Annotated in this window: 14 protein-coding genes; 5 read left to right on the plus strand and 9 right to left on the minus strand. The window is 71.4% G+C overall.

The annotated features are described in order from the left end of the window. Positions 1-30: 30 nt before the first annotated feature. The 8 genes from HFV08_RS05875 to rsmI form a co-directional block, all read right to left on the minus strand. On the minus strand, positions 31-1,842 hold the full coding sequence (locus HFV08_RS05875) for an outer membrane protein assembly factor BamB family protein (protein WP_168536465.1): 1,812 nt from the start codon (positions 1,840-1,842) through the stop codon (positions 31-33). 191 nt (positions 1,843-2,033) lie between these two features. Next, positions 2,034-3,851: an ABC-F family ATP-binding cassette domain-containing protein gene (locus tag HFV08_RS05880; protein WP_168536466.1), complete on the minus strand. Its 1,818-nt coding sequence runs from the start codon at positions 3,849-3,851 to the stop codon at positions 2,034-2,036. A gap of 203 nt (positions 3,852-4,054) precedes the next feature. Continuing rightward, on the minus strand, positions 4,055-4,948 hold the full coding sequence (locus tag HFV08_RS05885; RefSeq protein WP_168536467.1) for a 4-(cytidine 5'-diphospho)-2-C-methyl-D-erythritol kinase: 894 nt from the start codon (positions 4,946-4,948) through the stop codon (positions 4,055-4,057). Positions 4,949-5,094: 146 nt separating this feature from the next. After that, positions 5,095-5,931: a 16S rRNA (adenine(1518)-N(6)/adenine(1519)-N(6))-dimethyltransferase RsmA gene (gene rsmA / locus HFV08_RS05890; RefSeq protein ID WP_210429925.1), complete on the minus strand. Its 837-nt coding sequence runs from the start codon at positions 5,929-5,931 to the stop codon at positions 5,095-5,097. A 463-nt stretch (positions 5,932-6,394) separates the two neighbouring features. Continuing rightward, the gene (locus tag HFV08_RS05895) at positions 6,395-7,795 is read right to left on the minus strand and encodes a resuscitation-promoting factor (RefSeq protein WP_312885402.1); all 1,401 of its coding nucleotides are present in this window, start codon (positions 7,793-7,795) and stop codon (positions 6,395-6,397) included. 130 nt (positions 7,796-7,925) lie between these two features. After that, positions 7,926-8,810 (minus strand): TatD family hydrolase, encoded by an 885-nt coding sequence (locus HFV08_RS05900; protein ID WP_168536476.1) that lies wholly within the window; start codon positions 8,808-8,810, stop codon positions 7,926-7,928. Between the two features lie 215 nt (positions 8,811-9,025). After that, positions 9,026-9,523 carry a hypothetical protein gene (locus HFV08_RS05905; protein WP_168536478.1) on the minus strand — a complete coding sequence of 166 codons (498 nt, stop codon included), beginning with the start codon at positions 9,521-9,523 and terminating at the stop codon, positions 9,026-9,028. Between the two features lie 381 nt (positions 9,524-9,904). Next, complete coding sequence (rsmI, locus tag HFV08_RS05910; protein ID WP_168536480.1) at positions 9,905-10,774, minus strand: 16S rRNA (cytidine(1402)-2'-O)-methyltransferase; 870 nt, start codon at positions 10,772-10,774, stop codon at positions 9,905-9,907. A gap of 239 nt (positions 10,775-11,013) precedes the next feature. On the opposite strand from rsmI, the gene HFV08_RS05915 reads away from it, so the two are divergent. The 5 genes from HFV08_RS05915 to HFV08_RS05935 all read left to right on the plus strand — a co-directional run bounded on the left by HFV08_RS05915 (position 11,014) and on the right by HFV08_RS05935 (position 24,615). After that, positions 11,014-12,750: a dolichyl-phosphate-mannose--protein mannosyltransferase gene (locus HFV08_RS05915; protein WP_168536487.1), complete on the plus strand. Its 1,737-nt coding sequence runs from the start codon at positions 11,014-11,016 to the stop codon at positions 12,748-12,750. Between the two features lie 342 nt (positions 12,751-13,092). Further along, a complete protein-coding gene (locus tag HFV08_RS05920; RefSeq protein WP_168536595.1) occupies positions 13,093-16,389 on the plus strand; it encodes an RHS repeat-associated core domain-containing protein in 3,297 nt (1,098 codons plus the stop codon). 3,265 nt (positions 16,390-19,654) lie between these two features. Beyond that, positions 19,655-20,257, plus strand: coding sequence for a nitroreductase family protein (locus tag HFV08_RS05925; protein ID WP_168536489.1), 603 nt, complete (start codon positions 19,655-19,657; stop codon positions 20,255-20,257). A 72-nt stretch (positions 20,258-20,329) separates the two neighbouring features. Beyond that, on the plus strand, positions 20,330-21,886 hold the full coding sequence (locus HFV08_RS05930) for a 3' terminal RNA ribose 2'-O-methyltransferase Hen1 (protein WP_168536491.1): 1,557 nt from the start codon (positions 20,330-20,332) through the stop codon (positions 21,884-21,886). 116 nt (positions 21,887-22,002) lie between these two features. After that, positions 22,003-24,615 (plus strand): polynucleotide kinase-phosphatase, encoded by a 2,613-nt coding sequence (locus tag HFV08_RS05935; protein ID WP_312885408.1) that lies wholly within the window; start codon positions 22,003-22,005, stop codon positions 24,613-24,615. Positions 24,616-24,875: 260 nt separating this feature from the next. On the opposite strand, the gene HFV08_RS05940 is transcribed toward HFV08_RS05935, so the two are convergent. Continuing rightward, a partial coding sequence (locus HFV08_RS05940; RefSeq protein ID WP_168536495.1) for a SpoIIE family protein phosphatase occupies positions 24,876-26,256 on the minus strand: 1,381 nt, incomplete at its 5' end.

Below are 26,256 nucleotides of genomic sequence, written 5' to 3' on the forward strand. Positions count from 1 at the left end.
TCTGGGGACGTGGTGGTCAGGAGCGGGCGGTCAGTTGCCGTAGGCCAGCATGAGTTTCTGCTGGCTGCCGGAGTTGCTGAGCCGCGTGCTGGAGATGTAGAAGCGCCCGTCCACGTAGTCGATGTCCCGGGAGAAGAAGCTGTTCTCGATCTCCGAGGGGCCCGAGGGGTTCTGCAGGAGCTTCTTCGGCGTGTGGCTCTTGCCGGCGGCCGGGATCGCGTAGACGGTGCCGCCCCCGTCGTAGGTGGGCTCCAGATAGGCGATCAGGTTGCCGTCCTCGACCTTCATCGGGAGCAGCGTGCTGTCGCCGGGCGCCTTGGTGCGCCACTTCTCCTTGCCGGTGTCCAGGTCGACCGCCACGACCTCGTTGGCGCCGGTGGTCTTGTCGGTCGGCAGGTAGAGCGTGTCGGCGTCGGCGGCGACACCGGAGCAGCTGCTCAGCTCGCGGCCGATGGAGAACATCCCGCACTCCGGGGCGAAGGGCCCGTCGACGCTGACCTCACTGCGGGTCGCGCTGCTGTTCTCCTTGAAGGTGGTGATGTTCCACTGCTTCTTGTCCTTGTTGGTGAGGTACACCACGACCGGCTTGGTCGAGTACACCTTGTCGACCGTCCAGCCCTTGGGGAACGCCTTGTTCCACTTGGTCTTGCCGGTCTTGGCGTCGATCTCCTCCAGCTCGTCGTGCTCGTTGGGCTGGCTCGCCGCGCAGGACAGCGAGACGAGGATCTTCTCGCCCCCGGCGAAGCCGTTGGGGAAGCAGACGCCCTCCTCCTTCTTGCCCTTCTCCCAGATCTTGTCGCCGCTGGAGAGGTCGTAGCCGGTCCCGGACATGGAGCGCCCGACGACCAGGGTGTTGCCGGTGATGCCGAGGCTGACGCTGATGGTGCTGTCGAACATCCCGCCCTCGCCGAGGGTCCGGGTCCAGCCCTTCTTGCCGGTCTTGAGGTCGATCAGCTGGAGCTTGTTGCAGCGGGCGGAGGTGGAGCGGCCGTTCTCGTAGGCCACCACGACCTTGCCGTCGGCGCTGGCGGTCTGCGTCGCCCCGCAGATCTTCGCCGGGAAGGTGATCTTCTCCCAGGCCGGCTGGCCGCCGTCGATCCTGTAGCCGACGACCTCCTTGTACGCGGCCTTCACCGCGACCTGGTCGGTTATCCACATGCCGGGGGCGTCGCCGCCCGAGCCGGGCACGTCCGGGGCCTCCTTGTACCAGAGGACCTTCGCCTCGCCGTCCTTGCGGCCCGCGTTGAGGTCCTCCTGCTCCTCCTTGCCGTCACCGCTGCCGTCACCGGGGTTGATCGGCGCGGAGGCGGAGGGCTTGGGGTCCTTCTTCTCGGCCTCGGGCTTCTTGTCGTCGTCGCCGCTCATGGTGACCGCGGCGACCACACCGCCCGCCACCAGGAGCACCGCGACGGCCGCGGCGATCACGATGCCGGTCTTGCCCCGGAAGAAGCCGCCGGGGCCACCGGGACCGCCGGGACCGGGCGCGCCCGCGAACTGCTGCTGCGGATAGCCGTATCCGGGCTGCTGGCCGTAGGGCCCGGGCTGGGTCGGCGCGTTGTACGGACCCGGCTGCTGACCGTAGGGCCCGGGCTGCTGGCCGTAGGGACCCTGCTGGGTCGGCTGGCCGTACGGGCCCGGGGCGCCCGGCGGCTGCTGCGGGTAGCCGTAGCCGGGCTGGCCCGCGGTGGGCGGGGTGTTCGGCGGCGGGGTCGGCGGCATGCCGGGCGGCGCGGCGGGCGGCGGGCCCGCCGGGCTCTGCGGCGGCTGGCCCGACTGGCCCTGCTGCGGATCCTGCGGTGGTCCGAAACCGCCGGAGGGCGGCTGGTTGGGCGGCTGAGTCATCAGCGCTTCCCCCTTCACTGATTTTTCGGCACGCCAGTCATGCACAGGTCGTTTCTCGGTCGTCTTTCTATCACCCGCCGGCGGCCGGGTTTGCCGCCGGTGCGCCCCCTGTACCCAAGGGAGGACCGGCTTGTGATGCCGCTGTTACGCGGCGGCGCGCGCGGTGAGCGGGCGCAAACGGGGCGTACCGCTCAGGCATCCTCGGCGAGTTCGAGCCAGCGCATTTCCAACTCCTCGCGCTCGGCGACGAGTTCCCTCAGCTCCGCATCCCATTTCGCCACCTTTTCGAAATCAGTGGCATTGTCGGCGATCTGCTGGTGCTTGTCGGATTCCTTCTGGGAAATCCGGTCGAGTTGCCGCTCGATCTTCTGCAATTCCTTCTTCGCGGCCCGCTGTTCGGCCGCCGAGACCTTCTTCTCCTGCTTCTCCTCGGCCGCGGGGCCGCTCGCGGGCACCGCCGGGGTGCTCGCCTCGGCCATCCGCGCCCGGCGCTCCAGGTACTCGTCGATGCCGCGCGGCAGCATCCGCAGCGTGGTGTCGCCGAGCAGGGCGAAGACCCGGTCGGTGGTGCGCTCCAGGAAGAAGCGGTCGTGGGAGATGACGACCAGGGAGCCGGGCCAGCCGTCGAGCAGGTCCTCCAGCTGGGTCAGGGTCTCGATGTCGAGGTCGTTGGTGGGCTCGTCGAGGAAGAGCACGTTCGGCTCGTCCATCAGGAGCCGCAGCAGCTGGAGCCTGCGCCGCTCGCCGCCGGAGAGGTCGCCGACCGGGGTCCACTGCTTCTCCTTGGAGAAGCCGAAGGTCTCGCAGAGCTGCCCCGCGGTCATCTCGCGCCCCTTGCCGAGGTCGACGCGCTCGCGGACCTCGGAGACCGCCTGGAGCACCCTGAGGGCCGGGTCGAGTTCGGAGACCTCCTGGGAGAGGTAGGCGAGCTTCACGGTGCGGCCGACCTTGATCCGCCCGGCCGCGGGCTGCACCTCGCCCTCGCTGCGCGCGGCCTCGGCCAGCGCCCGCAGCAGCGAGGTCTTGCCCGCGCCGTTCACCCCGACCAGGCCGATGCGGTCACCGGGTCCGAGCTGCCAGGTCAGGTGCCGCAGCAGCAGTTTGGGTCCGGCCTGGACGCTGACGTCGGCCAGCTCGAAGACGGTCTTGCCGAGCCGGGAGGAGGCGAACTTCATCAGCTCGGAGCTGTCCCGCGGCGGCGGTACGTCCGCGATCAGCTCGTTGGCCGCCTCCACCCGGAACCGCGGCTTGGAGGTGCGCGCCGGTGCCCCGCGGCGCAGCCAGGCCAGCTCCTTGCGGACCAGGTTCTGCCGCTTGACCTCCTCGGTGGCGGCGATCCGCTCGCGTTCGGCGCGCGCGAAGACGTAGTCGGAGTAGCCGCCCTCGTACTCGTAGACCGTGCCGCGCTGGACGTCCCACATGCGGGTGCAGACCTGGTCGAGGAACCAGCGGTCGTGGGTGACGCAGACCAGGGCGGAGCGGCGGGCCCGCAGATGGCCCGCGAGCCAGGAGATGCCCTCGACGTCGAGGTGGTTGGTGGGCTCGTCCAGGACGATCAGGTCCTGTTCGGCGATGAGCAGCTTGGCGAGGGCGATCCGGCGCCGCTCGCCGCCGGAGAGCGGGCCGATGACGGTGTCCAGGCCCTGCGGGAAGCCGGGCAGCGCGAGCCCGCCGAAGAGCCCGGTGAGCACATCGCGGATCCGGGCGTCGCCCGCCCACTCGTGGTCGGCGAGGTCCCCGACCACCTCGTGCCGTACGGTCGCCGCCGGGTCGAGGGAGTCGTGCTGGGTCAGCACCCCGGTCCGCAGCCCGCCGCTGTGCGTGACCCGCCCGGTGTCGGCCTCCTCCAGCTTGGCGAGCAGCCGGATCAGGGTGGTCTTGCCGTCGCCGTTGCGCCCGACGACACCGATCCGGTCACCCTCCGAGACGCCGAGGGACACCCCGTCGAGCAGGGCGCGGGTGCCGTAGACCTTGCTGACGGTCTCGACATTGACCAGATTGACGGCCACCAGGACTCCTTCTTGCGGTTCGGCCGCACCGCAGCGCGCGGGTCGGCTCGGCGTTCCAGCCTAGGCGTTCGGCCGGGGGGCGGGCGAAGCCGCAGGGGCCGGTGCTCCCGTACCGGTCCTGCGCGCCCCTCCCGTACGGGCAGGCCCGTCCTGCGGTACGAGCACGCCCGGCCCCGGCGGTACGAAAGCACCCGCCCCGGCGGTCAGACGACCGTGGCCCCCGGGGCGGGCGAGGTGGCGGTGCGGGCGGTGCGGCAGTGGCCCGAGGCGGTCAGGGCGGCGGCGATCCGCTCGGCGGCGCTCTCGTCGGCGGCGAGGAAGGCCGTGGTGGGCCCCGAGCCGGAGACCAGGGCGGCGAGCGCGCCCGCGGCGCTGCCGGTGGCCAGGGTGTCCCGCAGCGCGGGGAAGAGCGAGAGGGCGGCGGGCTGGAGGTCGTTGGCCAGCCGGGCGGCGAGGGCGTGGGGGTCCCCGGTGCGCAGCGCCGCGAGGAGCTGCTCGTCGGCGGCGGGCGCGGGCACCCGGCGGCCCTCGGCGAGCCGGTCGAACTCCCGGTAGACGGCCGGGGTGGAGAGCCCGCCCTCGGCCGCGGCGAAGACCCAGTGGAAGCCGCCGCCGACGTCCAGCGGCTCCAGCTTCTCGCCCCGCCCGGTGCCGAGCGCGGCCCCGCCGACCAGAGCGAAGGGCACATCGCTGCCCAACTCCGCGCAGATGTCGAGCAGTTCGGCCTGCGAGGCGCCGGTCCCCCAGAGCCGGTCGCAGGCGAGCAGGGCCCCGGCCGCGTCCGCGCTGCCGCCCGCCATGCCGCCCGCCACCGGGATGTCCTTGGCGATGTGCAGCCGGACGTCGGCCCGGCGCCCGTACCGCGCGGCCAGGGCGAGCGCGGCGCGGGCGGCCAGGTTGGTCTCGTCCAGCGGCACCAGCTCGCTGCCCGGTCCGGTGCAGCTCAGCGCGAGCGCGGGCGCCGGGGCCGCGGTGACCTCGTCGTACAGGCCGACCGCGAGGAAGACATTGGCGAGGTCGTGGAAGCCGTCGGGGCGCGCGGGCCCCACCGCGAGCTGGACGTTGACCTTCGCCGGAACCCGGACCGTGACCCCCACCGCGTACCGCCTCTCCCCGTGTGCCGCTGTTCCTGCTGCTGCTTGTGCTGTTCCCGCTGCTGTTGTTGCTTCCGGTGCCTCTAGCACTTCCCGTACTTCCCGTACTTCCGCCGATGCCGCTTCCGGTGGCCGGGCCGCCGCACCGCTCACCCACGGGCCTCCGCGATCCGGGCGAACTCCTCGACGGTGAGCGCCTCCCCGCGGGCCTGCGGGGAGACCCCGGCCGCGCGCAGCGCCTCCTCGGCGGCGGCGGCCGAGCCCGCCCAGCCCGCGAGGGCGGCGCGCAGGGTCTTGCGGCGCTGGGCGAAGGCCGCGTCGACCACCGCGAAGACCTGCTTGCGGGTGGCGGTGGTCACCGGCGGCGACTCCCGGCGGACCAGCGAGACCAGTCCGCTGTCGACGTTCGGCGCGGGCCAGAAGACCGAGCGCCCGATCGCCCCGGCCCGCTTCACCTCGGCGTACCAGTTGGCCTTCACCGAGGGCACCCCGTACACCTTCGAGCCGGGTGCGGCGGCGAGCCGGTCGGCGACCTCGGACTGCACCATCACCAGGGTGCGTTCGATGCTCGGGAAGGTCTCCAGCATGTGCAGCAGCACCGGCACGGCGACGTTGTACGGGAGGTTGGCGACCAGCGCGGTCGGCGGCGGCCCCGGCAGTTCGGTGACCCGCAGGGCGTCCTGGTGCACCAGGGCGAAGCGGGCGGCGCGCTCGGGCAGCCGGGCGGCGACGGTGGCGGGCAGGGCGGCGGCGAGCACCTCGTCGATCTCCACGGCGGTGACCCGGTCCGCGGCCTCCAGGAGCGCCAGGGTCAGCGAGCCGAGGCCCGGGCCGACCTCGACGACCACGTCCGTCGGCCGTACGTCCGCGGTGCGCACGATCCGGCGCACGGTGTTGGCGTCGATGACGAAGTTCTGGCCGCGCTGCTTGGTCGGGCGGACGCCGAGGGCGGCGGCCAGTTCGCGGATGTCGGCGGGCCCGAGCAGGGCGCCGGACTCCGCGGCGGCGCTGTCGGCGGGGCCCTCGGTGCTCTCGGCCGCGGCGCGGTCCGCGCCGGCTCCGGGGCCTGCTGCCGCGCCGGATCGGTCCGCGCCGGATTCAGTGGTGCTCACCGCACCAGGTTACGGGGGCCCGGGCACCCGCCCCGCCACCGCGTCCGCCCCGCACCGCACAGCCCGGGCGGACACCGGGGCGCCCGGGCACCCCCCTCGCGGGGCGGCACCCGGGCGCCGGGTGGGTGCGGGCACAAGGCGCGGGCCCGCACCCCGGACGGGAGGGCCTCCCCGCCGCTCGGGCGCGAAGGGCCCGGAGCGGCGGGGAGGCGGGCTGCCCCCGAGCCGCGGGCCGCCCCCGAGCCGCGGGCCGCCCCCGAGCTGCGGGCTGCCCCGGGGCGGCGGGCTCAGCCGCCGCGCACCCCGTGCGTACGGTTCCCCGCCGGACCGGTGCCGCTCACAGCCGCGCCCCGCAGACCGGCCAGGGCTGGGCCCCGCGCTTGGCGTAGAGCTGCTTGGCGCGGGCGGTCTGCTCCTCCGGGGAGGCGTGCTGGGGCAGTCCGGTGCCGCCGAGGCTCTGCCAGGTGCGGGCGTCGAACTGGTAGAGCCCGCCGTAGGTGCCGCTCGGGTCGACCGCGCCGGGGCGGCCGCCGGACTCGCACTGGGCGAGCGCGGCCCAGTTCGGGCCGCCGGAGGAGCGGGGGATGTGCACCGGGGCGCCCGGGGCCGGGCGGTGCGGGCGCTCGGCGGGCGGGCGCTTCTTCGTGCCGGTGCGCACCACCTCGGGCCGGGGCTCGCGCAGCCGCTCGGCGTGCAGCCGCTGCGGCTTCTGCCGCTCGCCGTCCACCGTGCGCACCCGGTAGGTGACCCGCTCGCGGCCCTTCCTGCCCTCCTGCTGCACGACCTCGCTGCCGCGCAGGAGGCCGCCGTCCTTCTTGCGGCGGACCGGGAAGGGCACGTCCTGCTCGCGCACCTCGGTGGCGGTGCGGATCCGGGTGACCGTGACGGTCTGGCCCGCGCGCGGGAAGGCGGACAGCGCGAGCGAGGTGGTGTCCTCGCCGCGCAGCCGGATCCCGGCCCGGTGCACCGCCTCGGCGACGGTGGCCGCGTTGGTCCGCACGGTGCGCCGGACGCCGTCGGCCACGAGGGTGAACTCCCGCGCGGTACGCACGTCCAGGGCGAGGCCCCGGCGGTCGATGCCCCGTGAGACGGGCGCCGAGAGATAGGCGCCCTCGGCGCGCACCCCGGCCTCGCGCAGCGCGCCCCGCACCGTGCGCTGCACGGTCCAGGAGGTCACGGCGCGGCCGTCCAGGTTGAAGGTGACCGGCCTGCGGTAGCGCACCGCGACGGTGTCGCCGTCGTGCAGTTCGGCCCCGGGGCCCGGCGCCACCACGTCGTGCTCCTCGACCTCGATGCCCTCCTTGGCGAGGAGTTCACCGACGTGGTCGGCGGTGGTGTGCAGGGTGCGCCGCTCGCCCTCGATGCTCAGCTGCACCGTCTTGTCCTGGGCGAGGGCCACACAGGTCCCGGCGGCCAGGGCGGCGACCACCAGCGCGGGCGGCAGCAGCCGCCGCACGGTGACCCGGCGGGTGGGCAGCGGGCGGCGGACGGGGCCCGGCCCGGGGCCGGTGCGTCCCGCGGGGCGGGGCTCCGGCAGGCGCCGGGCGAGCACCGGGCCGTCGGCGGGCTTGGTCAGGCACACGGCCGGCTGCTTCGCCGCACAGGGCGCTGTGCCCTTGCGGCGCCGGCCGTGCCCGGTGGCGCGTCCGGCGTGCGGGCGGTGCCCGGCCTCGGGGGCCGGCACCGACTGCCTATCGTGCGACTCCTTGGAGTTGCGGCACTTCGTGTTACTGCTCACCACGGGGTCTCCCTAACGGGGCGGACAGAACCGGTGGCGAGCCTCGAACGCGCAGCGCGGTGAAACAAGCACCTTGTGTGATGAACTTTGGCGTGGCGCATCCGCCAGAGGTGTGAAAAATGATGATCCGTCAGTAGCCAAACGCCCGCGCGGTATTCGCGGACAAGGCCTCGGCCAGCAGGTTTTCCTCCAGGCCGCGCACTTTGGCCATGGCCCTGACAGTGAGCGGAATCAGATACGGCGCATTGGGCCGTCCGCGGTACGGCATCGGCGTCAGATAGGGCGCGTCCGTCTCCACCAGGACCAGTTCGAGCGGCGCCACCGCGAGCGCCTCCCGCAGCGGCTGGGCGTTCTTGAAGGTGACCGTCCCCGCGAAGGAGAGGAAGTAGCCCGCCTCGGCGCACTCGCGGGCCATCGCCGCGTCACCGGAGAAGCAGTGGAAGACGGTCCGCTCGGGGGCGCCCTCCTCCTTCAGGATCCGCAACACGTCCGCGTGCGCCTCCCGGTCGTGGATGACCAGCGCCTTGCCGTGCCGCTTGGCGATCTCGATGTGCGCCCGGAAGGACCGCTGCTGCGCGGCCACCCCCTGCGGCCCGGTACGGAAGTAGTCGAGCCCGCTCTCGCCGACGCCCTTGACCTGGTCGAGCCCGGCGAGCCGGTCGATCTCGGCGAGCGCCTCGTCCAGCGCCGCCTCGCCCCCGGCGGGACGCGCCGACTGCCGGGGCCCGCCGTTCCCGGCGTCCCCGAGCACCAGCCGGGGCGCCTCGTTGGGGTGCAGCGCCACCGTCGCGTGCACCTGCGGGTACTCGGCGGCCAGTGCGGCGGCCCACCGCGAGCCGTCCAGATCGCAGCCGACCTGGACCACGGTGGTCACCCCGACCGAGGCGGCCCGCGCCAACTGCTCCCCCGGCGTGCCCGCCTGCATGTCCAGATGGGTGTGCGCGTCGGCCACCGGCACCGCGAGCGGCTCGGGCAGCGGGGGCGGGGTGTTCTTCGCGTCGTCCTTGGCGGGCATGCTCCCGATCCTACGGAGCCGGGTTCCGCGGGAGCGCAGGGAGGTTCCGGGGGACGCACGGGAGGTTCCGAGGGATGTACGGGAGGTTCCGGGGGACGTACGGAAGGCTCCGCGGGGGGCTTGGCCCGTACCGCCGGCTGCACGCCCCCGGGACCCACCGGCCCTGACCGGCCGGAGCCGACCGCCCGAAGCCCCCCGCATCCGCTTGCCTCGCCTCAGCCCCGGCGCCGCTGGAAGGGGTGCAGCAGGTCGGAGAGTTGCCAGCGGTGTGCGCCCCCGGCGCCCTCGTCGGCGTGCGCGCCGGGGCGCACGGGCTTGTCCGCGGGCGCGGAGTCCCCGGCCCCGGAGCGCCGGGCGGTGCCGTAGTCCACCGGGACCGCGCCCGCCGGGCCCGAGCCCTCGGCGGGCTGCTGCGGCATCAGGTACGACTGCACCGAGGAGACCCGCCCCGGCCGCATGATCCGTACGACATGGCCGCCGCAGTTCAGACAGGTCGGCCTGGTCAGCGGCGAGGGCACCCGCACCCCGTTCGCGAGGTACGTGACGTAGGGCTGCCCCTCGGCGTCGACGTGGTGCTCGATCTCGTACGCCTGCTCCCAGCCGTGGCCGCAGCGCATACAGGCGAAGGAGTAGGCCTCGTGGACGGTGCTCCGCGCACCGGAGGGATCCGGGGCCGCCGTGCCGCGGGGGCCGGTACCGGTGATCTCGCTCATGCCAGCTCCTGAGTTCGCTGGACAGTCGCTCCCGGCGGCGGGCCACGCCTGCCGGAGGCGCGGGACGGGTGCGTCCCCGCTTTCCAGTGGACGCCCCGGACGGCGTGCGGTCAGCAGTCCTGTTCGACTATTGGCACCGATTTGGCCTTTTCCTGGCCGAAGGCCCGTCCGCACGGCTTTTCGCTTTGCTTTTCACGATAGTCCTTTGCCCGCGCATGAGCCGCGCCGAGCCCCCGAACTCCCTGCTCAGCACCGGTCCCCGCACCCCAGGAGGCCCGCCGGAACCGCCCGGACCGCCCGCCCCACACCTCCGCTGGATCCGCCGAGTCCGCCGCCTCCGCCACGAGAGCCCCGGCGCCGCCCGGGATGCGGACGCCGCCCCTACCCGGCCGCCTGACCCGCCTGATCCGCCTTCTTCGCGGCCACCACCGCGTCGAAGACCTCCCGCTTCGGCAGCCCGGCCTCGGCGGCGACCGCGGCGATGGCCTCCTTGCGGCGCTCCCCAGCCTCCTCGCGCACCCGCACCCGGCGCACCAGCTCCCCGGGCCCGACCTCCTCGGCCCGCTCGGGCGCCCCGGCGACCACCACCGTGATCTCGCCGCGGACCCGCTCGCCCGCCCAGTCCGCCAGCTCCCCGAGACCTCCGCGCCTGACCTCCTCGTACGTCTTGGTCAGCTCCCGGCAGACGGCGGCCCGGCGCTCGGCGCCGAAGGCCTCGGCCATGTCGCGCAGCGCGTCCTCCAGCCGGTGCGGGGACTCGAAGTAGACGAGGGTGCGGCGCTCCTCGGCGGCCTCGCGCAGCCGGGTCAGGCGCTCGCCCCGCTTGCGCGGCAGGAAGCCCTCGAAGCAGAACCGGTCCACCGGCAGCCCCGACAGCGCGAGCGCGGTGAGCACCGCCGAGGGCCCCGGCACCGCGGTGACCCGGATGTCCCGCTCCACACACGCGGCCACCAGCCGGTACCCCGGGTCCGACACCGACGGCATCCCCGCGTCGGTCACCAGGAGCACCCGGGCCCCGCCCGCCAGCGCCTCGACCAGATCGGGGGTCCGCGCCGACTCGTTGACCTCGTGGTACGAGACGATCCGGCCGCCCGGCTGCACCCCGAGGGACTGGGCGAGCCGCCGCAGCCTGCGGGTGTCCTCGGCGGCGATGACGTCCGCCGCCCGGAGTTCGGCGGCCAGCCGCGGCGGGGCGTCGGAGACCTCCCCGATGGGGGTGCCTGCCAGAACGAGTGTGCCTGTCGCTGTCATCGAGCCCTTCTCACCGCGCCTGCCGCCGGTCCCGGGCCGCCCGCGGCCGGCCCGCCGGCGGAGCACCGGCGCCGGTCCTGTCCACGGACGTCCACTGTAGAGAGGTGTACGGCGCCCGCTCGCCCCGCGGCGTACGGCCCCCGCCGCCCGGACCCCCGGCAGGGCCGCCGAGCGGAGTCCAGGACAGTGGAGAGGACCGGCCGCGGGACTCCCACAGCCGGGTTCCCTACGATGGCGCGGTGACCAGTACCGCGTCCTCCCCCCAGACCCGGCAGGGCAAGACCGCCGCCCGCGCGCAGTCGGGCCGGCGGTGGCCGCGCGTTCCCGGCCGCACGGCCCGGGCCACCGAGGACGTACGCGAGCGCCTGGTGCCGCCCTTCGCGGTGATGGGCCCGCGCGGCCTGCTCGCCCTCGGACTGCCCGCCGCCGACGCCGCCCGGCTCTCCCGCGTCTTCGCCTGGCTGGGCCCGCTCCTGGTGACCCTCGCCGCCGGGCTCATGCGCTTCTGGCACCTCGGCAGCCCCAAGGCCGTCATATTCGACGAGACCTACTACGCCAAGGACTCCTGGGCGCTGATCCACCGCGGCTGGGAGGTCAACTGGCCCAAGAACGCCAACGACCAGGTCCTGGAACAGGGCAGCGGCATCTCCCTGCCCACCGACCCCTCGTACGTGGTGCATCCGCCGGTCGGCAAGTACGTGATCGGGCTCGGCGAGTGGATGTTCGGCTTCACCCCGTTCGGCTGGCGGTTCATGACCGCTCTGCTCGGCACCCTCTCGGTGCTGATGGTCTGCCGCATCGGGCGCCGGATGTTCCGCTCCACCTTCCTCGGCTGCGTCGCGGGCGCGCTGCTCGCCGCGGACGGGCTGCACTTCGTGATGAGCCGCACCGCGCTGCTCGACCAGGTGCTGATGTTCTTCGTCCTCGCCACCTTCGGCTGCCTGGTCCTGGACCGCGAACGCGCCCGGGCCAAGCTGGCCGCCGCCCTCCCGGTGGACGCGGAGGGCCGGGCCGGCCCCGACCTGCGGATCGCCGAATCCTTCCGCTTCGGGCTGCGCCCCTGGCGGATCGCCGCCGGGATCTGCCTCGGCCTCGCCTTCGGCACCAAGTGGAACGGCCTCTACATCCTCGCCGCCTTCGCCGTGATGGCCCTGTGGTGGGACGTCGGCACCCGCCGCACCGCGGGCGCCCGCCGCCCCTACCGGGCCGTCCTGCGCCACGACCTCGGCTGGGCCTTCCTCTCCACGGTGCCGGTCGCCTTCACCACGTACCTGCTCTCCTGGCTCGGCTGGATCCTCTCCCCCTCGGACGGCAGCGGCGGCTACTTCCGCGACTGGGCGGCCACCGACGGCAAGGGCGGCAGCTGGACCTGGCTCCCCGACTGGCTGCGCAGCCTGTGGCACTACGAGTACGAGGTCTACAAGTTCCACGTCGGCCTCGACTCCCCGCACACCTACCAGTCGAACCCCTGGAGCTGGCTCGTCCTCGGCCGCCCCGTCTCCTTCTTCTACGAGTCCCCCGCCCCCGGCAAGGACGGCTGCCCCCCGGGCACCACCGACAAGTGCGCCCGCGAGGTACTGGCCCTCGGCACCCCCCTGCTGTGGTGGGCCGCCTGCTTCGCCCTCGCCTACCTCCTCTACCGCTGGCTCTTCCGCCGCGACTGGCGCGCCGGCGCCCTCACCTGTGCCATCGCCGCCGGCTACCTCCCCTGGTTCCTCTACCAGGACCGCACGATCTTCTACTTCTACGCCGTCGTCTTCGTCCCCTTCCTCTGCCTGGGCCTCGCCATGCTGCTCGGCGCCCTCCTCGGCCCCCCGGGCGCCGACGAACGCCGCCGCGTCATCGGCGCGGTGGGCGCGGGCACCCTGGCCCTCCTGATCTTCTGGAACTTCATCTACTTCTTCCCGCTCTACACGGGCCAGCCGATCCCGATAGGGGGGTGGCGCTCGCGGATGTGGCTGGATACGTGGATCTAGCCACCCGCGGCCCCGAAGGCGCCCAGCCGCCTTCCGCACCTTTATAGGGCGCTTTTCGGCCCCATTTTTTCACCACTGCAACAGTTGCCGTACGGCAAATAAGGCCAAGCAGTGCGTCATACCGGCAGAAATCGGGACGGGCGAGCCGGGCCGGATATCGCGTGTTTGCGTATTTCTGATCGCCGAAATGTTCGTGTCGCGTGAAGCCCCCATGGCAGCGTGTGCCGCTCCGGTGACCAAGCGGTCACTGCTTCTACACGTCCTGTGGGGGGATCCGTGTCATCACGTGCCTTCGGCACGCCGCTTCGGCGTGCCCGGAAACGAACAACTCTGCTGTCCGCGATCGCGGTCGGCACCAGTGCGGCGCTGTCGCTGTCGCTGCTGGCCGCGCCGGCGGTCGCCGAGACGGGCGAACCCGGTTCGGCCTGGGGCAAGGACGCTCCACGCTTCACCGTGCCCGAGGTGAAGCCCGGCAGCAACGAACCGGTGGCGAGCAGGGTCGAAGCCCCGGTCGAGGCGGAGGTGGCCGCCTGGCGGGCGGAGCAGAAGAAACGTGCCGCCGGGCAGTCGGGCGGAGTTTCGGCGAGGGGCCGCGCCGCGGATGCGGCTCCCTCGACGTATGTGCCGGAGGGGCAGGGCAGGGTGCCCTGGCACAAGGTCTCCGATTTCGCGATCACGGACGCGCTGTCGGCGCACATAGACTTCTCGACGGGCAACCTGATGCTCACCGCCACCGACTTCGACGTCGCCGGTGTGGGCCAAAGCCTTCGGCTCGCCCGTACCTACAACTCCCTCGACGCCCCCTGGGGCAAGATCTCCCAGCGCTGGTGGCAGCAGTACGAGCGCTATCTCCAGCTCGCCGACGACGAAGCGGTCCTGTACGACGCCTCCGGCAACACCCTGCGCTTCGGCAAGAAGCCGGACGGCACCTTCACCTCGCCCAAGGGGTACTCGAAGGAGCTGAAGAAGAACGCCGACGGCACCTGGACGGTCACCGACTGGAAGTCCTCGTCCAAGGACACCTACGACACGAACGGCACCCTGACCAAGGTCACCGACCGCAACAAGGGCACGATCACCGTCACCCAGCACGACGAGGGCGGCGAGCACAAGGGCTTCAAGCTGACCGAGACCCGCTCCGGCCGCTGGGTGGACCTCGTCAGGACCGACGCCTCGCAGTGGCAGGCCAAGGACCACACCGGCCGCACCGCCGTCTTCGACCTCGACGCGACGGGCAACCTCGCCCGCACCACCGACGCCGAGGGCAAGACCACCGCCTTCGGCTACGACTCCTCCCGCCGCCTGACCAAGATCACCACGGCGGAGGGCAGGGTCACCGCCTTCACCTACGACGGCGTCAACCGGGTCACCTCGATGCTGCGCGCCACCGAACTGAACGGCTCGGGACACACCGGTCCGACCTGGACCTACGCCTACGGTTCCGCCTCGCCCACCGAGTCGGGCACCACGAAGGCGACCGATCCCGAAGACCACGCCACCACCTACGCGCACGACAGCGACGGCCAGGTGGACAAGGTCACCGACCATCTGGGCCGCGATCGGTCCACGAAGTTCGACGCGAACCACAACGTCGACACGGCCACCGACGCCATGGGCACCGGCGGAGTCGGCGGCAACGTCACCGACTACGGCTTCAACGCACGCAACAACCTCGAAGAGGTCAAGCAGCCCACCGGAGGCAAGAGCGTCAACTCCTGGCAGACCATCGCCGGCGGCGACGTACCCAAGGACTCCACCAACGCCGACGGGGAGAAGACCACCTTCGGCTACGACACGGTGGGCAACACCACCTCCGTCGCCCAGACCGGCAGCGGCGGCGGCAGCGTCTCCTACACCTACAACTCCGCAAGCCCCACCTGCGGCGGCTTCGAGGGCCAGCGGTGCACCCAGAAGACGAAACTCTCGTCCTCGAAAACGGTCACCACGTCCTTCCACCACGACGCGAAGGGCAACCTCGACAAGGTCACCCCGCCCGCCCCGCTGGCCGCGACCACCTACACCTACGACGCCCTGGGCCGCACCGAGACCACCACCGACGGCCGCGGCACCAAGACCGTCTACACCTACGACAACCTCGACCGTATCCGGAAGGTGTCCTCCACCAACGACACCGTCACCTACGCCTACGACGGCGACGGCAACCTCACCCAGCGCACCGACTCCACCGGTGTGGTGAAGTACGCCTTCGACCCGCTCCAGCGCGAGACGGTACGCACGCTGCAGGACGGCTCCCAGACCCTGCTCGCCTACACCCCCGCGGGCAACGTCGACTTCTACCAGGACCCGGCCGGCAAGACCGACTACACCTACAACGCGGTCAACAAACTCACCGAACTCAAGGACCCCCAGGGCCGGTTGACCACCTACGGCTACAACGGCAACGACGTCCGCACCCGCACCACCTACCCCGGCGGCACCGTGCAGAACACGGACGTCGACGAGTCCAGCCGCCCCAAGCGCATCTGGGCCACCAGCAGCAAGGGGACGGTGACCGACCTGTCCTACACCTACGGCTACGGCACCGGCGGCAAGACCGACGGCAGCAAGATCCGCACCCGTACCGACGCCGTAGCGGGGACCAAGACCAGCTACAGCTACGACGGCGCCGGACGCTTCTCCTACGCCGCCGAGAACAAGGGCTCCACCCTCAACGAGTCCTGGCAGTACTGCTACGACCTCGCGGGCAACCTCACCAGCCAGGGCATCGAGCAGGGCTGCCCCCGCGGCACCACCTACAGCCTCAACGACGCCCAGCAGATCACCGCGAAGAACGGTTCCACCACCAACTGGTCCTACGACAAGGACGGCAACGAGACCGCCGCCGCCCCCACGCCCGAGGGCACCCGCACCGCCGAGACCTGGTCCGACCACTCCCAGCTGACCTCACTGACCGTCGGCGGCAAGACCTACCAGGGCCAGTACGGCTCCACGGACCAGAGCGAGCGGATCAGACTCGGGGACACCTACTTCCACAACGGTCCCCTGGGCCTGTCGGCCACCTCGACCGCCGGAGCGGACACGGGCTTCAACCGAGAGGCCGGGGGCACACTCAACTCCGTGACCACCGGCGGGAAAGCGTACTTCTACCTCACCGACGCCCTCGGTTCCGTCATCGCGCTCACCGACGAATCCGGCAGCAAGGTCAACGCCTACTCCTACAGCCCCCGGGGCGTCACCCGCGCCAGTAGCACGGAGAAGATCGCCCAGCCCTACCGCTTCACCGCCGGCTACCAGGACCCCACCGGCCTCTACCACCTCCAGGCCCGCTACTACGACCCCGCCCTCGGCCGCTTCACCCAGCCCGACCCCTCCGGCCAGGAACAGAACCCGTACCTGTACGCCGAAGGCGACCCCGTCAACCGCATCGACCCCGACGGGCTCTTCAGCTTCTCCGACATACTCGACACAGGCAGTGACATTTTCGGGGTTGTCTCGGGTTGTGTCGCGGGAATCTCAGCTGCCGCCGAAACCGGATCCATCGCTTATGCCGGTGCAGTTGGCGGTGCGGTCGGCGCTGGAGTGGGCAGTGCGGTGGGTGCTGGTGCTGCCGTAGTCGGCAGTTGTGCGCTCGGAGGCACAGCAGGGTACTACGGAGCAGAGATCCTCACCTATGGGTAAGAAAAAATAACATAGGTAACCTATCGGCATCTCGTTGCGGGGTCGTGAAGAAATTCTCGACCCCGCAACTCTCACACAGAACAGACGCGCTCCAACGAATGGATTACGTTATGAAAGAGGCAGTAAGAGGAGCGGCTATCTTTTCTGCGATTCTTATCGCGGGAGGGGTGGGCGGATGTATTGCAGGATCAGCAACCGGCGATACTGTGCCAATCGTGCTGGGTGTGATTGCTGCGGTGTGCGGACTGGTTCTTGCGGTCCTCACCTTCAAAGCAGGCCGCAAAAACAGCTCTTGACCTCAAGCTGCCATCAACGTCGAGAGAGGAATGCGCCTGCCTCCCGCAGCAGCGACGCCGACGCGGTGAAGAGGCGGCACCTGAGAGCGGGACGCCACCTCTTCACCGTGCCCGGCCCCATGGGGTGTGCGTTGATCAATCGCGACCCTCCAGAGGGCGGCCGAGACCTGTCAGATGCGGTGTGCCGGGTGGAGGCTACCGACCCGTCCAACTGGACGCTGCCTGCTACCGCCGCGGCGGACGTCCTCGGTACGGCCGACGCGGTGCTCGTACTCCTGGGAGAGCGGTGCGGCAGGCCGGGTGCAGGAAACCACGACCCCCGCCCGGGAGGCCCTTGCCAGGGCACCGAGCAGCCACATCCAAGTCACGGAGACTCTTCCGGCCTGGATGAAGCCGGTGCTCAAGCCCTTCATCAGCGAGCCGTCGATGCCTCCGAACCCGGTGACACCCCCCGGATCATGAACAACAAGGGGGGAAGTCATCCCGGACCCGAAGGCCGGATGCCCCATTGCGGAGCCACGAAAAAGGTAACGGGGGCTGTGCCATCACGTGCCTGCGGCACACCGCTTCAGCGTGGCCGGAAACGAACAACTCTCCTGCCTGGGCAGCGGGACAACTGGCTTCCAATCTGACCAGCGAAATACTCGAGTAGCAGCACGCGGTTGATCGACAACGGAACAGGAAAGATATGGAATCACCAGAGAGACGCCAACAAAGACTGCATATATCCAGAATAATGCACAAGGTCAGCAATGTGGCATGGATCGTCATGCTGTTACTCGCGGTGATCTTGGCCATCATCGGGGAGCCCGTTGCGGGCGTCGTCGTAGCCCTGATAACTCTGGGGTTCTGGGGGTTTTTCTACTTCTTGAGGAGAATGACACCCAGCGAATAACTGCAGGTTGACGAACATCGAGCAAGAGCATCCGGGCCGGCTCATTCAGTAGCTTCACTTGAATGAGCCGGCCCGGACACAGGGCCAGTACAACTCCACGGACCAGGGCGAGCGGATCCGTCACCGCGGCAGAGTTCACATCAGAGCGATTACGCAAGCATGGGTTCTCACGAGAGATCCCGATTGACTCCGAACATGGAGCCGAGGATGAACGCTAGAGTCAAGCTGCAAAATTTCTCTGTCGCATGCGTTGTGGCATCCGTCGCAGCGTTGGTGGCCGGCGTGCAGACAGGCGATGGGATGTATCTGTTCTTGGGGGATTGAGATTGCTGGGGACGGCCCTGCTTGTCTTCGCGGTAGCGCGGAGACGGGGGGAAGTTCTTGATCGGCGAGATGATCCACCGCGGTGCCCTTATATCAAACTCCTCTCACCTGCAACGACCCGGGCGGCAAGACGGAATCGCCGTCCGGACACCCGCGAGCCGTGCTTTACTCGGTCACGCCGCACCTCTTATAAGAGCGACCTTGCTGCGTGTCTCAATGCAGCTTGGCAGCACGGAATCCGGAGAACGCGCGGAATCGCCAGAGAGGCGCCGGCGGAGGCGCCAGATGTCCCGCACCCCTGCACAAGATCAACAATGCGGCAGGATCGTCATGCTGCTGCTCGCGGCGCTCTTGGCCGTCACCGGAGAGCCTGCTGCAGGTGCTGTAGCCGTTGAGGTCGGATGTGTGGGCCTGTCGAGCGCCGCTGGCACATGGGCTTCGACCTACACGGCGCCCAGGCTTTCCTCATAGCACTGACAAGATTGGTGGCTGCAGTAGGACTGGCCCCCGACCGCAGCCACCATCGCCCTGGAGATGACGATGTCGAACATGCACGAAAGTCATTCGGATCTCGACGTGCGATTCGCCGCAATGCGCTGATTCTCGTCATGTCCTCTCTGGCCTGTTACGTAATTTCAGGGATCCTCATGGCCAAGGCCGGCCCGGCAGCAGGCTTCGCACCCTTGGCGATCGCCTTGGGCGCCGACCTTTTCGCTCTGATCATCTGGCTCGTTTTCCGGAATCATGGAGGTATGACACGTGACGAAAAGTGAACTTTCTGCAAGAGGACTGGAACAAGCGGCTGGAACCTCCTTGCCTGGAGGGGTCTGGCTGCTGGTCATTGCCGTTGTCTCGGCAATTCTGGTACTGGTACCCATAGTGAACGCGTGGCGCAAGAATCGATAAGCAAAGACGGGCCGGCCACTTCATTTCGACCAGTAAACTCCGACCTATCGGGCCGCCAGGAAACCCTTGGCAGCCCGGTCGGTCGTGATGAGCACTATATCTTCATCTTCGCTTCACCTGCTACTTATACCGCCGGGGAGTTGCAGCCCTGTTGACCATAGGGCTCTGAACGTTCTTCTCTTTCTTGAGAAAAATCACAGCCAACGAAAAACCATAAAGCGACGGACAGACGACCCGAAAACCGGGAAAAACCTCAGCCTAGGTGATCTGTGAACTGGTCGACGGGATGGGTGTCTTGAGGCAGGGGTGAATGCCGGCGGGGCTGAGGCCGACTGCCGCCCGGGGCTTCTGTGACTCGGCTTCGCCCTGACCGAGGGAGGGAGCCCGTTCGCGCCGTCGGCTGGGTGTTGTGAGAGCCACGCCGGTGCGGTCCGAGTGCCCGAGCCGCGCGCGTTGGCTGCACCTCGCGAACCGAGCCGACCTCGCCCTCTCCGTCCCGCCCCGGTCAGGAGCGGCAGGCATCGGTGTCGATGGGGCCCTGGGGGCCCAAGAGGCAAGCGTGCCTGCTGAGGCTGACGTGAGCATGGGGAAGTGTGAATATAGGATGGACTGATGGGGCGTCAGGCTTTGTTTAGCGCGTTCAATCTGCCGACCCTTCTATCCTTTTTGTGCAGAAAATCTCCTGGAGTCAGACGCGTTGGGCACCTTCACCTCCTTCATGTCGGCCTGCATCCCCATGATCGAATGGCTCAGCCGCTCAGGCCTGATGAGCTGACCCCGCGGAGGGCACCGTTCCGGGCCGCCCCCTGTCCGCGAAGCCCCGGCACTGCCAGGATCACTCCCCATGGATTTCTCCGAAGTGGTCCGCCGTCGCCGCATGATCCGTCACTACTCCGACAAGCCGCTCGCCCCCGAGGTGATCGAGCGCGTACTCGACAGTGCGCTGCGGGCGCCCTCGGCCGGGTTCTCGCAGGGCTGGGCCTTTCTCGCGCTTACCGAGCCGGGTGACCGGGCACGGTTCTGGCCGTTCGTGCCGCGGCGGGTGGAGCAGACGCCGACCATGCAGGACGCGCCCCTGGTCGTGGTGCCGCTCGCGCACAAGGCGGCCTACCTGGAGCGTTACGCCGAGGCCGACAAGGGCTGGGAGGACCGCGCGGAGGACCGCTGGCCGGCGCCGTACTGGTACATCGACACCGGGATGGCCGCCCTGCTGATGCTGCTCTCGGCGGTCGACGAGGGGCTGGGCGCCTGCTTCTTCGGGATCATGCCGGAGCAACTCGACGGATTCCGCGCGGAGTTCGGCATCCCCGAGGAGTACGCCCCGATCGGCGGCATCTGCGTCGGCTACCGCGCCGAGGACGTCCCCGCACAGCCCGCCCGCATCGCCGAGCGGCGCCGGGACAAGGAGGCGGTCGTCCACCGGGGGCAGTGGGGGCGGCACGGCTGAACGGGCCGGACGCCCGCGGCCGGCCCCGAAAAGCCTTAGCTGCCCCGATCACCCGCGGCCATACTCGTACGCGTGTTCCTGACGATCGAGACCACCGGTAATTCGGAAAGCCCCGCGACCGACCTCGGGTTTCTGCTGCACAAGCATCCCGGGAAGGCGCAGGCCTTCTCCACCTCGCACGGCACCGCGCATGTCTTCTACCCGGAGGCGGAGCAACAGCGGTGCCGGGCCGCGCTGTTGCTGGAGGTCGATCCTGCGGCGCTGGTGCGGCGGGGCAAGGGGAAGGGGCGCGGCGGGGCTCCGGACGCGGCGCTCGCGCAGTACGTCAACGACCGGCCGTACGCGGCGTCTTCGCTGCTCGCGGTGGCGCTGAGCGCGGTGTTCTCCAGTGCGCTCAAGGGGCAGTGCACGGCGCGGCCCGAACTGGTGGAGCGGGCGCTGCCGTTGCGGATCGAGGTGCCGGTGCTGCCCGCGCGCGGGGGTGCGGAGCTGGTGCACGCGCTCTTCGGGCCGCTGGGCTGGGCGGTCGAGGCCGAACCGGTGCCGCTGGACACGGAGTTCCCGGAGTGGGGCGACTCGCGGTACGTACGGCTTGTGCTGCGCGGGGAGTCGACGCTCGCGGCGGCGCTGCGGCACCTGTATGTGCTGCTGCCGGTGCTGGACGACGCCAAGCACTACTGGGTCTCGCCGGACGAGGTCGACAAACTGCTGCGGGCGGGCGAGGGCTGGCTCGCCGAGCACCCGGAGCAGCGGCTGATCACCGACCGGTATCTGGCGCGGCGGCGTTCGCTGACCGAGGCCGCGCACGAGCGGCTGGAACTCGTACGGCTCGCCGAGGCGGACGACCGCGAGATCGAGGCGGTCGACAACGCGGTGGACGAGGAGGTGGACACCGAGGAGCGACCGGTGCCGCTGGCGGTGCGGCGGCGTACCGCGCTGCTCGCCGCGCTGCGCGAGGCGGGAGCCCATCGGGTGCTCGATCTCGGGTGCGGGCAGGGGCAGTTGGTGCAGGAGCTGCTGAAGGACCCGGCGTTCACCGAGATCCTCGGGGTGGACGTCTCGGTGCGCGCGCTCACCGTCGCGGCCCGGCGCCTGAAGCTGGACCGGCTCGGCGAGCGCCAGGCCTCCCGGGTACGGCTCGTGCAGGGCTCGCTGACCTACACCGACGCCCGGCTGAAGGGGTACGACGCCGCCGTGCTGAGCGAGGTGATCGAGCACCTCGACCTGGCGCGGCTGCCCGCCCTGGAGCACGCGGTCTTCGGGACCGCGCGGCCGGGCACCGTCCTGGTGACCACGCCGAACGTCGAGTACAACGTGCGCTGGGAGACGCTGCCCGCGGGGCACACCCGGCACGGGGACCACCGCTTCGAGTGGAGCCGGGAGGAGTTCGCCGCCTGGGCGGATTCGGTGGCGGAGGAGTACGGCTACCGGGTGCGGATCGCCCCGGTCGGGGACGAGGACCCGGAGGTCGGCGCACCCACTCAACTGGCGGTGTTCACACGGGACTTCAGGGCCTCCTCCGCCAACTCCACCGCGTCCGCCACATCCGCCGACCCTGCCCAACCCGCTGACCCCGCCGACGGCGGGGCGCCGTCCACCGCCGCGAGCAGGAAGGGAGAGGCCGCATGAGCAACGAGCAGGAGAGCAGGGACAGCGAAGAGGGCGCGAGCAGTACGGGCAGTGGACGGGACGAGAAGGGCCTTCGACCCGCGGAGCAGGGGCGTGGGGCGGGCGGGACGGAGGGGGTGACCGGGCGCGCCGGGGGGCGGGTGCTGCCGGTCACCGATCTCTCGCTCGTGGTGCTCGTCGGCGCCTCCGGCTCGGGCAAGTCCACGTTCGCGCGGCGGCACTTCAAGGGGACCGAGGTGCTGTCCTCGGACTTCTGCCGGGGGCTTGTCGCCGACGACGAGAACGACCAGGGGGCGAGCAAGGACGCCTTCGAGGTGCTGCACTACATCGCGGGCAAGCGGCTCGCGGCGGGGCGGCTGACCGTGGTCGACGCGACCAGTGTGCAGTCCGAGAGCAGGCGCCGACTCATCGCGCTGGCACGGGAGTACGACGTACTGCCGATCGCCATCGTGCTCGACGTACCCGAGGAGGTGTGCGCCGAGCGCAATGCGGCGCGGGCCGACCGGGCCGGGATGCCGCGCCGGGTCGTTCAGCGCCACACCCGTGAACTGCGGCGCTCGCTGCGGCACTTGGAGCGGGAGGGCTTCCGCAAGGTGCATGTGCTGCGCGGGGTCGAGGAGGTGGAGTCGGCCGAGGTGGTGCGCGAGCGCCGCTACAACGACCTGAGCCACCTCACCGGACCCTTCGACCTGATCGGCGACGTGCACGGGTGCAGTTCCGAACTGGAGTCGCTGCTCGCGCAGTTGGGCTACGTCGACGGGCACCACCCGGAGGGCCGTACCGCGGTGTTCGTGGGTGACCTGGTCGACCGCGGTCCCGACAGCCCGGGGGTGCTGCGCCGGGTGATGGCGATGGTGGCGGCCGGGGACGCGCTGTGCGTGCCCGGCAACCACGAGAACAAGCTGGGCCGCCACCTGGCGGGCCGCACGGTCCGGCTCAGCCACGGCCTCGCCGAGACCGATGCTCAACTGGCGGGCGAGAGCGAGGAGTTCAGGGCCCGGGTCGCGGAGTTCATCCGCTCGCTGGTCAGCCACTACGTGCTCGACGGCGGCCGGCTGGTGGTCTGCCACGCGGGACTGCCGGAGAAGTACCACGGCCGCACCTCGGGCCGGGTCCGCTCGCACGCCCTGTACGGGGACACCACCGGGGAGACCGACGAGTTCGGGCTGCCGGTGCGCTATCCGTGGGCGGAGGAGTACCGCGGGCGGGCGGCCGTGGTGTACGGCCACACCCCGGTGCCCCGGGCGAGCTGGCTGAACAACACGATCTGCCTGGACACCGGCGCGGTCTTCGGCGGCAAGCTCACCGCGCTGCGCTGGCCGGAGCGCGAACTGGTCGACGTACCGGCCGAGAAGGTCTGGTACGAGCCGGTGAAGCCGCTGCACAGCACGGCGCCGGGCGGGGCCGACGGGCGCCCGCTCGACCTCGGTGACGTCACGGGCAAGCGGGCCGTGGAGACCCGGCACGCGGGCCGGGTCGCGGTGCGCGAGGAGAACGCGGCGGCGGCCCTGGAGGTGATGAGCCGGTTCGCGGTCGACCCGCGGCTGCTGCCGTACCTGCCGCCGACCATGGCGCCCACCGCCACCTCCCGCCAGGAGGGCTATCTGGAGCACCCGGAGGAGGCCTTCGCCGGATACGCGGCGGACGGCGTCGAGCGGGTGGTGTGCGAGGAGAAGCACATGGGCTCGCGGGCGGTGGTCCTGGTGTGCCGGGACGCCGCCGCGGCCCGGGAGGCCTTCGGCGTCCTGGGCGAGGACTGCCCGACGGGCGCGGTGTACACGCGGACCGGACGGCCGTTCTTCGGCGAGGCGGCGACGACCGAGGCGGTGCTCGACCGGCTGCGGACGGCGATCGGCGCGGCCGGTCTGTGGACGGAGCTGGAGAGTGGATGGCTGCTCCTGGACGCGGAGTTGATGCCCTGGTCGCTGAAGGCCTCCGGGCTGCTGCGCACCCAGTACGCGGCGGTCGGCGCGGCCTCCGGGGCGGTCTTCCCGGGCGCCCTGGACGCGCTGGAGCGGGCGGCGGCGCGCGGCACCGACGTGGGCGCGCTGCTGGCCGCGCAGCGTGAACGGGCCGCGGACGCCGCCGCGTTCACCGAGGCGTACCGCCGGTACTGCTGGCCGACCGAGGGCCTGGACGGGGTGCGGCTCGCGCCCTTCCAGCTGCTCGCCGCGCAGGGCCGGAGCCTCGCGCTGCTGCCGCACGACGAGCAACTGGCCCTGATCGACCGGATCGTGGCCGAGGACGAGAGCCCGGTGACCGCTGAGCAGAGCGGTCCCGCGACCTCCCCCGGGGCTCAACTACCGGGCGGCGGCGGCCTGTTGCAGACCACCCGGCGGCTCTTCGTGGACACCGCGGATCCGGCCTCGGTACGGGCGGGCGTGGACTGGTGGCTGGAGATGACGGCGCGCGGCGGCGAGGGCATGGTCGTCAAGCCGGTGCGGCCGGGCGTGCGCGACGGCAAGGGACGGCTGGTGCAGCCGGGCGTGAAGGTCCGCGGCCGGGAGTACCTGCGGATCATCTACGGACCGGAGTACACCCGGCCCGAGCACCTAGACCGGCTGCGCGGCCGCTTCCTCGGCCACAAGCGCTCGCTCGCCCTGCGCGAGTACGCGCTCGGCCTGGAGGCCCTCGACCGGCTCGGCGGCGGCGAGCCGCTGTGGCGGGTCCACGAGGCCGTCTTCGCGGTCCTCGCCCTGGAGTCGGAGCCGGTCGACCCGCGACTGTGAAGCCGGTCGACCCGCGGCTGTGAGGCCGGTCGGCCCGCGGCTGTGAACCGGCACCGGGCCCGGCGGGAACGCGGACAGCTGCGTTTCCGCCGGGAACTCGGTCAGTCGGGTTTCCGCCGGGAACGCTGGCAGTCGGGTCTCCGGGCGGCTCGGGGGCGCGTCCTGGCCGGGTCCGGGTGCGCGCATCCCGCTCGTGCGCGCAGGCCCGGGCCCGGGGCAGGAGCGCGCCTCTCGGGCCCCGGTGAGCGGGACCGACGGGCTCAAGCACCCGCCTGAGCGCCTGCGCCTGCCCCCGTTCCCGTTCCCGTTCCCGCCCCCGTCCCGGTCCCGGTCCCGGTCCCCGGCCCCTGGAGCACCTGCTCCGCCCAGATCACCTTGCCCCCGCTGCGTGTGTACCGGGTGCCCCAGCGGTGGGCGAGTTGGGCGACGAGGAAGATGCCCCGGCCGCCCTCGTCGGTGGTGGCCGCCCAGCGCAGATGGGGTGAGGTGCTGCTGGCGTCGGAGACCTCGCAGACCAGGGTGGCCGCGCGCAGCAGGCGTACCCGGACCGGCGGGTCCCCGTAGCGGATGGCGTTGGTGAGGAGTTCGCTGAGGAGCAGTTCGGTGGTGAAGGCGTGCTCCTCCAGACCCCATTCGGCCAGCCGCCGCAGGCAGGCCGCGCGCAGCGGCGCCACCTCGGCGGGGTCCGCGGGCACCTCCCACTCGGCGACCTGCCCGGGGTCGAGCAGCCGGGTGCGGGCGACGAGGAGGGCCACGTCGTCGGTGGGCCGGGGGTCGAGCATCCGGGCGACCGCGGCCCGGCAGAGGCCTTCGGGTCCGGCCCCGGCCGCCTCGGTGAGCACCATGCGCAGCTGGTCCAGGCCCCGGCCGAGGTCGCGGGTGCGGCTCTCCACCAGGCCGTCGCTGAACAGCACCAGCTGGGAGCCCGCGGTCAGCCGCAGCTCGGTGACCTCGAAGGGGTGGCCGCCCACCCCGAGCGGCGGGGAGACCGTCACCTCGGGGTACTCCGCGCTGCCGTCGGGGAGGACCAGGGCGGGGCCGGGGTGTCCGGCGCGGGCCAGGGTGCAGATTCCGCTGATGGGTTCGTAGACGGCGTACAGGCAGGTGGAACCGGTGATCTGGGCGCCGCTGGACTCGCTGTCCAGGCGGTCGACGAGTTCGTCGAGGCGGCCGAGGACCTCGTCGGGCGGCAGGTCGAGGGTGGCGAAGTTGTGGACGGCGGTCCGCAGCCGCCCCATGGCGACGGCGGCGTGGATGCCGTGCCCGACGACGTCTCCGACGACGAGGGCGGTACGGAAGCCGGGCAGCGTGATCACGTCGAACCAGTCGCCGCCCACCCCCGCCTCCGCGGGCAGGTACCGGTGCGCGAGGTCGAGGGCGGTCTGCTCGGGCAGCACGCTCGGCAGCAGGCTGCGCTGGAGGGTGACGGCCATGTCGTGCTCGCGGCTGTAGCGGCGGGCGTTGTCGAGCGAGACGGCGGTACGGGCGGCCAGCTCCCCGGCGAGGGAGCGGTCCTCCTCGTCGAAGGGCGCCGTCCCCTCGCGCCGCCAGAAGGTCACCTCGCCCAGCGCGGTCCCGCGCACCCGCAGCGGCACCGAGAGCGCGGCGGGCGGTACCCGGCGGCCCGCGGCCGGACCCGGC

It is taken from the genome of Streptomyces physcomitrii (assembly GCF_012273655.1).
GTDB classification, from domain to species: domain Bacteria; phylum Actinomycetota; class Actinomycetes; order Streptomycetales; family Streptomycetaceae; genus Streptomyces; species Streptomyces physcomitrii.

Excerpts from the sequence above, each read along its gene's own strand:
- rsmI (WP_168536480.1), bottom strand. The coding sequence starts at position 10,774 with ATGACAGCGACAGGCACACTCGTTCTGGCAGGCACCCCCATCGGGGAG.
- HFV08_RS05900 (WP_168536476.1), bottom strand. The coding sequence starts at position 8,810 with ATGCCCGCCAAGGACGACGCGAAGAACACCCCGCCCCCGCTGCCCGAG.
- HFV08_RS05905 (WP_168536478.1), bottom strand. The coding sequence starts at position 9,523 with ATGAGCGAGATCACCGGTACCGGCCCCCGCGGCACGGCGGCCCCGGAT.
- HFV08_RS05875 (WP_168536465.1), bottom strand. The coding sequence starts at position 1,842 with ATGACTCAGCCGCCCAACCAGCCGCCCTCCGGCGGTTTCGGACCACCG.
- HFV08_RS05925 (WP_168536489.1), top strand. The coding sequence starts at position 19,655 with ATGGATTTCTCCGAAGTGGTCCGCCGTCGCCGCATGATCCGTCACTAC.